We start from the raw sequence: 10,245 nt of genomic DNA, 5'->3' as shown, positions 1-10,245 counted from the left end.
TTACCAGAACTGCATAAAACTTATGATTATGATGTTGCTGTTGAGAGTAAAGATAAAATATCAACTAAAAAAAAGAGTAGAATTGTTAGTAGATTTCTGTCTCCTGCTTTGCAATTTTGGTTAAAATCCCAATTAGAGCAGGTAGAACAATTAAAAGTTCATATTGAAGGTGGCGATCGCCAAATTATTACAGGTAAAATTCCCCAAGTTTCTATTGCTGCTTCTAATGTAATTTTTCGAGGATTACATTTAACTGAGGTGAAGTTATCTGCTACTGGCATTCGGATTAATATTGGTCAAATCATCAAGGGTAAACCATTAAAAATATTAGAATCTTTTCCCATATTTGGTCAAATTAAATTGCTACAATCTGACTTTAATGCTAGTCTGGAATCTGCTCTATTGGCTGAAGCTATCATTGAGTTTTTAACTCCACTATTACCGCCAGATTTTATAGAATACCTAGAGAAACCTATTAGTTTGGATGACCAAGAAGCTGAAATATCTACAGGTCATCTAAGTTTCTTTGCTAATGTACTGTCTAAATTTGATGAAAAAATTCCTTTAAATTTACATACTGATTTAAAACTTGCTACTAGCTGTAAATTACTGCTAGAGAATCTTAACTTTCAAGTTTTAGAAAAGTATAATTATCACTTTTCAAATACCGTCCAAGTTGATTTAGGCTCCGATGTTGAACTAAAGGAATTAACATTAGAATCTGGTCAACTTATTTGTCAAGGTAGCTTGATAGTTAAACCCTAACGCCCAAGTCAAAAGTTAAAAGTTAAAAGTTATAAAGTAATCTCTGACCAAAAAATCAGGTCTCCTGCTCCTTTTAATATTGATAACTGGATAACTGAAATGACTAAGTTGGTGATGCCAAAATTCTCCACCAACGGGATTTACGGAAGAGGGACAAGAGTTTGAAACCCACGTCTTTTTAAAGAGTGGATGAAAAACGTTTCATGTCGCGCAGCGAAACGGGGGATTTTAATCGCCTTAAAAATCTTTAGTTTTTGTGTTATTACTGCAGAAGCAAGTAAGAAAAAAAATCTGCGTGAGGAATCGTCCTAGTAAGGAGAAATCCCTGTAAGTAACTCCAGCGGCTAGAAAAATTTAAGCGCGTCAGTGTGGCTACACCACTGCAAACAATAGCAGGACGAGGAGCGTACCAAATTGGCCGAATTATAATATCTCAAACCAAAAGTAAAGTAAGCGCAATTTATCTGGTTATATGTCAACATACAGCGGATTCCAGGTTGATGAGGTACAGTGACACTAAATTTTTAAATAGTTTTTGAAGTATAGAATAAAGTTTTCATGTCTTTAATCAAATCTACTAGAATCACTGTACCACACTTACATGGAATAGGCTGTATTTGAGGGTGTAGCGGTACCAGCGATAATGCCATTAAGAGTTCGTTTTTAGACTACTTAAGAATTCCCGTCTCTTCAGAGCGGGGAGTATCAATAACAGACATCTCCAATAATAAAAAAAAATAAAATCAATTATCATACTAGATATACCAATTCTTTATCCCTACTCCCTACTCCCTCTTTTCTGGAGATGTCTAATCTCCGCGCCCTAAATCCGTAGTGCTGTAAAAATTATCATCATGAGTGAGGTACAAAATTCTAGATTTTAGGGAACAGCGATTACTATAAATACAAAAGAAGAAAAATAACTGTACCTCACAAATGTTGATGGAGGCTATATCCTAATTATAATTTTTGAGGGCTGGTAAAAGTAAAGTGAAAAAATAATATATAAGGGGTGCGGTAAAAACATAACTGTCAGTACGGTCAAGAATTCCTCCATGTCCAGGTATCAGTTGTCCAGAATCTTTAACACCTGCATCTCGTTTCATCATCGATTCAGTTAAGTCTCCAAGTAGACTAGCAATGCCTAATATTAAACCCAAGACAGCACCTGTCCAAGGAGAACCAGGCCAATCTAAGTACCAAGAACCTATTGTAGCGACTCCTACACTACCTAAAACTCCAAATATTGCACCCTCCACAGTCTTTTTCGGACTTATTTCTGAAAGTCTAATTCGACCAAAGAACTTTCCGACAAAATAAGCACCTATATCAGCAGCCCATATACAGCAAAAACCAAGTAGAGTAAATGTTAAGCTCAAAGGCCAACTCAAAGGGTCTATCCATGAAATATGCTCGTAGTTTTCCAAGGTTATTTGGGATATCTGTAATTGAGCTTCAAGTCCAACTCTGAGTCTAATCCAATAGCTGGGCAGATATCCACCATAAAATAGACCCAAGATTGATGATGCTATGTCAGCTATAGTTGCTAATTTTGGTTGAAATAATAGATAAAAACAAATTATGGTTCCTGCTAATGTAAATATGGCATCTACTAGGTTAGGATTTAGGGCTGCTACTACTAGCATGACCTGACTTAGTGCTAGAGTAGTTTTGGCTGCTGGTGCAATTCCTTTAGCACGAGCTAGTTGAAAATATTCGAGTTGGCCTAGGTAAACTATAACTCCCATGCCTACTGTAAACCACCATCCCCCAAAAATAATCATTCCCAGAGCAACAGCGATCGCTACAAGTCCACTAATTATTCTAGACCAAGACATAATACTATTTTATTAACTTAAAACTTAAATTTTACACTCTCAACCGTTATTCATCCTCTGTTTATAATTATTTCTGCTGTAGCTACATCTCTATTTATTTTATATACACAGTTGCTTTAGGAATGCTTTCTTGTAAGCATTCAGCTTTTGGTAGTTAGCTATCAGTAATCATACCCAATCCGGTTATCAATGCATGTTCTTTTTCAAAATCTTCTCTCACTATCTCCCCCCATCTCCCCAAAAGGATACTCTATAAACCGGATTTAGTATCAGATTTTCCCCTTTAAAGGCGAGGTTTAAATAAATACTTTTCTTGATTAAGAGAGCCTACCCCCGGCAGTAAATTTTAATTCTCTCTCAATTTATCAATGGTTTTTGCCTTCTCTCTTCGGCAATAGTTGATGGCTTAATGCTTAAGTTTTATTTCACAGATTTTTCATGATTAATTGTACCATATTTAGGAGATTATTAAGAGATATAATTATTATCAAATTTTGTCTAATAGTTACCGCATTTTCAGTAAAAATAAATCAATATTTCATTCATAAACTAATCTATCAAACTATCTAGATATTACTTTCTAAAAATACCTTGCTTACCAATAAATAAAGTTATAATATCTTCAAGAAAATCTTATTTACTAATTTACAAAATTAACTATACAATTTAATCCATATTATTAATTTACCGAATAATTAATAATATGAATTAAATAATTCACCTTGAGAAAGTATCTGTAAAATAGATCTAAATAAACGCCTCAAATATCTATACTTGGTGGGTTACGGCTGCCAGAGAAATCTTATTTTATTTTGTGAGATTATTGTCGCCTAACCCACCCTACATAAAGGCTTAATTTTTTATTTTATAGATACCCTCTTAAAGTCTCCCCTTTTAAGGAGAAAAAGTGGTCGTTTGCGGAGCATGACCTAGGATGAGATGGATGGGTTACCTAACCATATCCAATCGACAAACTCAAGAAAAGTCCTAGGATATCTCCTTATATTAAATTCCGTTGCGGTTTTAACCAGAGATAATTATCCATTATTCATTAATGAAAGCATTTCTTAAGGGTGCATCTCAATTAAGCGATAAGTAATTGTACTCAAGAAGAGGGAATACTCAAAGCACTTGGTTAATTTACACGTAAACTCAGACTATAGAACATCCTGATTTTTTGGGCTTTGCGATCGCGCTGAAGACGAATGAAAATCAAGCAGCAAAAGCACCGTTCAGATAAGCACACCGATGCTGGAGTATACAGGGCACATTTTTTCTTGACCATTGTGCTCCTGGCAACACCCGTAATCCCAGGGCAAACGCATCTAAATTCTGGAAGCTTCTACCGTTAAGCTTTAGAGAATTAATGAGTATAAATACTTATAAGCCTGACATCCTTGCCCTGTCAGAACTTCAAAATAAGATGCGTTTGCCCTGCCCGTAATCCAATTTGCTTGACTAAAGATTCAACACCTCCTGAGCCTACTGAACCTCCTGTTGCTTGTCTGGCATTGAGATGCACCCTTTCTTAAGTTACTGAGGTACAATTATTTTTCTTTTTTTCTATTCCCTGTTTATGTGATTACTACTCCCTAACCAGTATGAGGAATTGCTATAGTTAACTTTCTTTACTTGAAGCTGATGAAAAAATTAATTGATTTTTTCTCCACTCAAAATAAATATGGGATTAATTGCTGCAAAGGTTTGATGTATTCCCCTAGTCTCGAGACGATTCACTGCTGACTGTACTACCTCTACATTCCTAACTTGTAAATCAGCAAAACTTTCAGAAACAGCATAAAGACTTTCTAGATTAGCAGCAGTGGCAATAATGCGACCTTGTGGTAATAATCTTTTCCAAACTTCTTGCAGTATAACTTTGATGTAACGACCTCCCTCTATACAGACATGGCTAGGTGCATCGATTAAACTATCAAGACATTCGGGAGCATTACCTTCTACTACTGTGACATTTTCCACTCCAAAGCGGTCACAATTTCTCCTAATTAAACTTGCTACTTCTTGATCTCTTTCTATAGCAATCACTAGACCTTGAGGACATATCAAGCCGATTTCTACTGGTATAGTTCCTGTTCCGGCTCCAATGTCCCATACTACTGAATCTGATTGCAATCGTAAATAAGATATTAACAGTAAGCGGACTTCTCGCTTACTCATGGGAATACCAGGTAAGCGTTCAAATAAGTCATCTGGGATACCTGGAGTAATATAAGGCCAAAATTGGGAAGGCATAGATAATGGATAATGGATAATGGATAATGGATAATTATTAAAAAGCATTGACAGATCCCTGCTCCCTAACCTAGCAAAAAGGCTTTATTCAGCAAGCCTTAGTTAGAAATCCTAAAGTAGTTAAGCGGTTGTATTTAAACTGCATATTTTTTCTATGCTTAGTTAAGAAGACAACCTTTATTACTTCTGACTTTCTAGATATATCCGTAAATTGACAATTTATCTTAACGTTGGTTGAATACCCGCACTCTCCATCCCCCCTAATCCCCCTTTCCAAGGGGCAGGGCTGTTTCATTCTCAAAAAAGGTGTAGAATTATAGAGTAAGGAGCAGATTTAGGGCTTTACTTCGGCCAATATTAGCTTAAATGGCCATTTATTGTTAATATGGTCGCGCGATCGCCTAGGGATGCGTAGCACTATCGTCACCAACCAATGTCAAACTGACCCAATAATTGCCCTGTGCGATCGCAACACAGCCTTGTTCAGAGCCAAAAATGGATTTAATACCAGACTTAAGCACAAATAGAAAGTATATATTTTAGATTATGACTTAAGTTTGATATCGCTGATTTAATTCCGGCAAAACCATGTATTCTCAGCAGAGTTCAAACCCAAGTTTTTAAAATAGAGAAATTTATGGCAGAAAAGCCAGATTTTTGAGGACTTAAATCTTCCTCTAAAATTACATCCTTTACCCAATGTAGTTGATTTTCAATTAACCAATGTCCTCGAATCCCAGAGGCTAGACTAGCAGATAATGGTGAGAGAGAGCAAAGATAATAACTTATACTTTCTACTGATTTTCACCCACGATTACCACTAGGTTTGACTCTGATTACACAACCTGCATCTTGCCATAAATCATCAAGATCCCATCGGTATATGAAAAACCTCTACTTGTCTTATTGTCTGGCGATTTCTAGTTTTTTCATCATTTATATACCTTTTTACGGCTTTGCTTGATTTAACTTGCTTTTCTATTTTTGCATATAATAATGGTTGATTCCTTTTAACTTTAACTAAATAATCATTTTGAGTTTCGATAATTGCTGCCACGGTTTTTTTTGGCAGTGTAAAGCATCAAGGGTAAAAACTACTCCTTTTAAGTCCAATATTTCTAGTAGTTGTCTAACTATCGTAATTTCACTTTCTTGTTTATTATTAAATATTTTTATTCCTAAGACCAGCCCTCTTTCATGACTAAATGCTGATACACAATTGATGAAATTTTGCTCAGATGTATCATAATTATTAACAGTATTTTTCAAGCTTTTTCCATCTATGGATACCCATTCATGGGAGCTGATTTTACTATATTCTTGACTCCATTGATTAAAAGCTATTTGTAATTTTTGGTAATCTAACTGTACCATTACCCGTCTGATAGTTGAATATGAAGGAACACGAGCTTGAGGGATATTTAATAGTTTAATCAAACTGAGACGATGACGTTGAGTAAATCTGCCTAACTGTCTATAACCCCAATAACCACTAATTATACCCATGATCATAATCAACAATACTAACCATAAAGGATGACGACAGCCCTTCGGGTCACGAAAATCAGGTATTTCTTTCAGGTAATCAATCAGGGTTTTTTCCATATATTTTGATATTTTGGCCAAGAATACCAAATAAATCTGCTCCTTACTCTATAATTCTACACCTTTTTTGAGAATGAAACAGCCCTGCTCCCAGGGAAGGGGGTTGGGGGTGGGTTAAGTGTTCCCTGTTAAGTGTTCCCTGTTCCCTCTTTTCCGGAGATGTCTAAAGTGAATTGGTATTAGTTAAATATATAGACTCTTCGGCTGCCGTATCCCCACCCCCAATAACTGCCAGTTCTACTCCTTGAAAAGCTTGGCTAGCTCTATCGCAGACAGCACAGGCGGAAATACCACTATTCCAAAATTTGGTAGTCCTGCATAGTAATGGTGAGGATATATATTTTTTTAATTTTTACCCACACTCCCCACACTCCCCACACTCTCTCTACCATTACTATGCACCACCACCCAAAATTTTTCTTCACTAGGGAGGTTGAGTCTTTTGGCAGTCGCCCCAGTAGCAATGATTATGCTGTAAGTTTTGATTTCGCGTTCCTCTGACTTAACAGTAAATGGGTGCTGAGTTAGGTTTACAGAAGTAACATCTTCTGTATATAGTTCTGCTCCCCATCGAACTGCTTGATTTTTCATCCGTACCATTAGTTGAGGTCTAGTAATCCCTTCAGGAAAACCAGGGAAATTCTCTACTTCGGTAGTTGTCATTAGTTGACCGCTTGGTATACCTCCCATTTGGTAGCCTTCAAACACAACTGGTTTAAGGTTGGCACGTCCGGCATAAGTGGCGACGGTATACCCTACTGGTCTCGAACCTATCACTACTAAGTTTTCTACTTTTTGCTTAGTCATAGTTGAGCATCTTCCCACAGTCTGTAAACCCATCCCCTATCAGTTGTTAATTTTATAAGCAAAACAAATATTTCCGAAGGGATAATTTTAAAATTCCCATGTTAAGCAAATTATGAACAAATGTAAAAATAGGGGTTTATTGACACTATTCTCAATTATTTTACGAGTTTACTGAATTTGGATTCTATGATATAATTTTTATAGTCTCAGGCTTGGTGTAATTAATTTATTGAAAAATTAGTGTAAACTATATTTAATTCGTAGAATATTAAGTAATTTTAAATTTAATCTCTGGATGGAAAAAACAAATTTTCCAGAGACTGCTTAATAATAGAAGCACAAAAATTGACAAAAACGTATATTTGTGAATATATAAAATTCCTAACTTCCTAAAGATATTGCAATTCAATCCAAATATTGTTTTTTGGGCCGACAATAATCACAACTACATCCCTAAACTTGGGAATACCTGTGAAAATCTTTGGGTTTTTGGAAAAGCCAAAGCCCTCTTTGGGAATGCCAAGACCATTCAGATTGAAGATGCCATCGTCATTAAAATCATGAAAAGCAGCAACAGCATAACTTCCTGGTTTCAAATTCTCAAATGTAATTGCAGGAGTCCCTTCTTCTAAATCAACACACCTTACTTGCAAAGCCCGACCGCCGTCACTGGGAAATCCTTGACTGCCTGAAAAAAGACTCAGGCAAACTTGTCCAGTTTGATTTTTCAGACCATCGATATTAACTGTTAAGCTACTATTTATTGTCAAACTATTTTTTACTGTTAAGTTACTGTTTAAGGCGGCTCTAGCCTTCTCTGAAACAACTAGATTTCCTAGAAAAGCTAGCACTAGAAAACTAACAAAAAATCGTTGCATTATTATTTCTCCTAAATAATGGGGGTAAAATTAAGGTCCTGTGAATAATTCGAGGGGAATCTGATATAGCTGATTTGAGCCATTTTAGCTCCCCGATCGAATTCTGATTTGTCGGAGTCCTTCGCTGATGCTAATAGGATTGCGGTAGTCCAGTTCAGTCCGAGCCTTCCTATCATTGACTGAAAACTCAGTACCCATCAGATATATAGTCATTTTAGTTTAGATTGAAACAAAGGTTTCTTGCTGTTAAAGGGTTTCAGCTAAAAAACTGTTTCATTCTTATTTGAAATGACTATACTATCACAGGTGCTATGGGTGGTCGTTTCTTTAACCCCAAAAGCTTCCATAGGAATTCCACAATGTAAGCAATTAAAAGTGCTAAACCTCTTGGCAGGTGACGATTACCTGCTTCAATTCCTTCTGCTCTGAGAATTTCTGTAAAAAAGGTTTTAAATGGGCGTTGTTCACCATTGGTCACATAGTATGTCTGCCCACCCCTATCCTTCTCAATGGCAGCTATAACTGTTGCTGCTAAATTGTCTACATGAATGGTAGATAGGGTATGCTTTCCACCACCAATCTACACCCACTTATACCATTTCTCAAAAACTTTTCTACACTTTCTTGAGTAGAGGAGTAGGGAAGCTTACAAGGGTAAGTTTTTCCAATTTGACTGGAGATTAGACATTTTCTGGGAGAAAACCGCTTGTTTGCAGAGCATGGCCTAGGAAAAGTCAGTCTAGACAAGGGAATTACGTCAATTTTTTTGTTGGCAAAAATTAGTAAAAATAACTAGGGTTTGCTGAAAAAAGTATGAGTGGCAAGGGTAGGAGTCAGGAGTCAGGAGTCAGGAGTCAGGAGTCAGGAGGAACGGGAATTATAGAGGAGGTAGGAGTCAGAATTTGCCCTTGGTTTTTCTGCCGTTGTCTGCCAAAAATGCTAACTTTTCGAGCTTGATCGAGCGAAAAGCTCGTACTTTATTTAGATTCAAAAAGGCACTTACCTTTATATTTCATGCTTTTATGATTATTCAGCAAGCCCTAACTAGAGTAGGCAATAAATAGTTATTTGCAATTTTAATCAGTATTTATTACCTAAATCCAGAGTAAATAAATTCCTTAACTATAATTTTTTTAATTATTTATCTTTTATCTTTCAGCTTTTCCACATAACCCCACAAACTATAATCACGAGCTAACCAACCATGAAAAAAAGCCATCTGAGTTGCATCTTCCTGTACCCTTTTATAACGATAAATAATCCTTTCATTAATCATTTGCAGTGCAGTATTTCGATTATTACCTTCTGCTAATGCTTCTTTTGTCTTAGCATCAAATATACCTGTTTGTGGTAATCCTAAAGCTTGTTGCAGAAAAGTTACCGAGTTATGAATACCAAAATTAACGGCAGTATCAAACATAACTACAGCAAGAGCGGGGTGCATGGTAGCTGACCTACTATTATCCCAATAACCTTGATAAATTTCCATCAGTTCAGCATCAGACATTTGAGCAACATCTAATCGCGGTAAGCCCCTTCGGCGTCGATAGGCATTATATTCAGTTTGTAAAATTCCTTTATAAGTTCTACCTCCTTTATCTGCTGGATGATTACTAAATCCACCTTCAAAATATAGGGTAAAAGACAGGGCAGTTTCAAATAATTTTTCTTCGTAGTTTTTTTCAGTTCTGGCTAGGGCAGGAATTTTATGACTAATACTAATAGGCATTCCCACTGCCAAAATTAATGAAATAATTGCCAGAATTATTTGGGGTTTAAATTTTATTTTTGGTTGTAGTAGATTCAATTTTTGCCAAATTATTGAAATATTCATTATTTTAGTTCTCAAACATTTTTACGCAAAACTAGAGATAGGATAACTCAAGTATTGTACCTCTGATATAAAGTCTCATTAATTAGCTATACAGCAGGTTGCAGGTATATGCGGTACAAATATTAGTAATAAAGTATTTGTAGTGTGGGCATCTTGCCAGCCACGGGTGTACCTCACTGAGATGAAAAACGCTGTAATAAATCAGCTACTTTTAGTCATCTTTTAGATGACTTCTACTGTGTAGCCCAGAAATTTATTTCTTGGA

General features: G+C 36.0%; 10 protein-coding genes and 1 pseudogene. 3 read left to right on the top strand and 8 right to left on the bottom strand.

From position 1 onward, the window contains the following. Positions 1 to 765, top strand: a 765-nt coding sequence (locus tag ACP6PM_RS03480; protein WP_426581881.1) for an LmeA family phospholipid-binding protein, incomplete at its 5' end; no start/stop codon positions are given. Positions 766 to 1,721: 956 nt separating this feature from the next. Here ACP6PM_RS03480 and ACP6PM_RS03475 read toward each other — a convergent pair. After that, entirely contained in the window at positions 1,722 to 2,603 is an 882-nt protein-coding gene (locus tag ACP6PM_RS03475; RefSeq protein ID WP_426581879.1) for a phosphatidate cytidylyltransferase, read from the bottom strand. Between the two features lie 1,650 nt (positions 2,604 to 4,253). Then, a complete protein-coding gene (gene cbiT, locus ACP6PM_RS03470) occupies positions 4,254 to 4,856 on the bottom strand; it encodes a precorrin-6Y C5,15-methyltransferase subunit CbiT (RefSeq protein WP_426581885.1) in 603 nt (200 codons plus the stop codon). A gap of 377 nt (positions 4,857 to 5,233) precedes the next feature. Here cbiT and ACP6PM_RS03465 point away from each other — a divergent pair, with 377 nt between their 5' ends. Further along, the gene (locus ACP6PM_RS03465; RefSeq protein WP_426580846.1) at positions 5,234 to 5,383 is read left to right on the top strand and encodes a hypothetical protein; all 150 of its coding nucleotides are present in this window, start codon (positions 5,234 to 5,236) and stop codon (positions 5,381 to 5,383) included. 338 nt (positions 5,384 to 5,721) lie between these two features. Here ACP6PM_RS03465 and ACP6PM_RS03460 read toward each other — a convergent pair whose 3' ends face one another. The 5 genes and pseudogenes from ACP6PM_RS03460 to ACP6PM_RS03440 all read right to left on the bottom strand — a co-directional run bounded on the left by ACP6PM_RS03460 (position 5,722) and on the right by ACP6PM_RS03440 (position 8,624). Beyond that, positions 5,722 to 5,913, bottom strand: a complete 192-nt coding sequence (locus ACP6PM_RS03460) for a hypothetical protein (protein WP_426580844.1) — start codon at positions 5,911 to 5,913, stop codon at positions 5,722 to 5,724. Continuing rightward, a complete protein-coding gene (locus ACP6PM_RS03455) occupies positions 5,877 to 6,461 on the bottom strand; it encodes an ISAs1 family transposase (RefSeq protein WP_426580842.1) in 585 nt (194 codons plus the stop codon). Before ACP6PM_RS03455 ends, ACP6PM_RS03460 begins: the two co-directional genes overlap by 37 nt. A gap of 181 nt (positions 6,462 to 6,642) precedes the next feature. Beyond that, positions 6,643 to 7,268 (bottom strand): annotated as a pseudogene (locus tag ACP6PM_RS03450) (NAD(P)/FAD-dependent oxidoreductase); the annotation flags it as partial. Between the two features lie 389 nt (positions 7,269 to 7,657). After that, positions 7,658 to 8,146 carry a DUF2141 domain-containing protein gene (locus tag ACP6PM_RS03445; RefSeq protein ID WP_426581877.1) on the bottom strand — a complete coding sequence of 163 codons (489 nt, stop codon included), beginning with the start codon at positions 8,144 to 8,146 and terminating at the stop codon, positions 7,658 to 7,660. 292 nt (positions 8,147 to 8,438) lie between these two features. Beyond that, on the bottom strand, positions 8,439 to 8,624 hold the full coding sequence (locus tag ACP6PM_RS03440) for a hypothetical protein (protein ID WP_426581875.1): 186 nt from the start codon (positions 8,622 to 8,624) through the stop codon (positions 8,439 to 8,441). 335 nt (positions 8,625 to 8,959) lie between these two features. On the opposite strand from ACP6PM_RS03440, the gene ACP6PM_RS03435 reads away from it, so the two are divergent. Next, positions 8,960 to 9,103 carry a hypothetical protein gene (locus tag ACP6PM_RS03435; RefSeq protein ID WP_426581873.1) on the top strand — a complete coding sequence of 48 codons (144 nt, stop codon included), beginning with the start codon at positions 8,960 to 8,962 and terminating at the stop codon, positions 9,101 to 9,103. Positions 9,104 to 9,287: 184 nt separating this feature from the next. Here ACP6PM_RS03435 and ACP6PM_RS03430 read toward each other — a convergent pair whose 3' ends face one another. Then, positions 9,288 to 9,980, bottom strand: a complete 693-nt coding sequence (locus ACP6PM_RS03430; protein ID WP_426581871.1) for a glycoside hydrolase family 108 protein — start codon at positions 9,978 to 9,980, stop codon at positions 9,288 to 9,290. Between the last annotated feature and the right edge of the window lie 265 nt (positions 9,981 to 10,245).

The sequence above is a fragment of the Dapis brunnea BLCC-M229 genome (assembly GCF_050015995.1).
Classification (GTDB): domain Bacteria; phylum Cyanobacteriota; class Cyanobacteriia; order Cyanobacteriales; family Microcoleaceae; genus Trichodesmium.
Note: the sequence above shows the minus strand (reverse complement) of the source record. Positions and strands in the feature narration are given on the sequence as shown.

Excerpts from the sequence above, each read along its gene's own strand:
- cbiT (WP_426581885.1), bottom strand. The coding sequence starts at position 4,856 with ATGCCTTCCCAATTTTGGCCTTATATTACTCCAGGTATCCCAGATGAC.
- ACP6PM_RS03475 (WP_426581879.1), bottom strand. The coding sequence starts at position 2,603 with ATGTCTTGGTCTAGAATAATTAGTGGACTTGTAGCGATCGCTGTTGCT.
- ACP6PM_RS03455 (WP_426580842.1), bottom strand. The coding sequence starts at position 6,461 with ATGGAAAAAACCCTGATTGATTACCTGAAAGAAATACCTGATTTTCGT.
- ACP6PM_RS03435 (WP_426581873.1), top strand. The coding sequence starts at position 8,960 with ATGAGTGGCAAGGGTAGGAGTCAGGAGTCAGGAGTCAGGAGTCAGGAG.
- ACP6PM_RS03430 (WP_426581871.1), bottom strand. The coding sequence starts at position 9,980 with ATGAATATTTCAATAATTTGGCAAAAATTGAATCTACTACAACCAAAA.
- ACP6PM_RS03445 (WP_426581877.1), bottom strand. The coding sequence starts at position 8,146 with ATGCAACGATTTTTTGTTAGTTTTCTAGTGCTAGCTTTTCTAGGAAAT.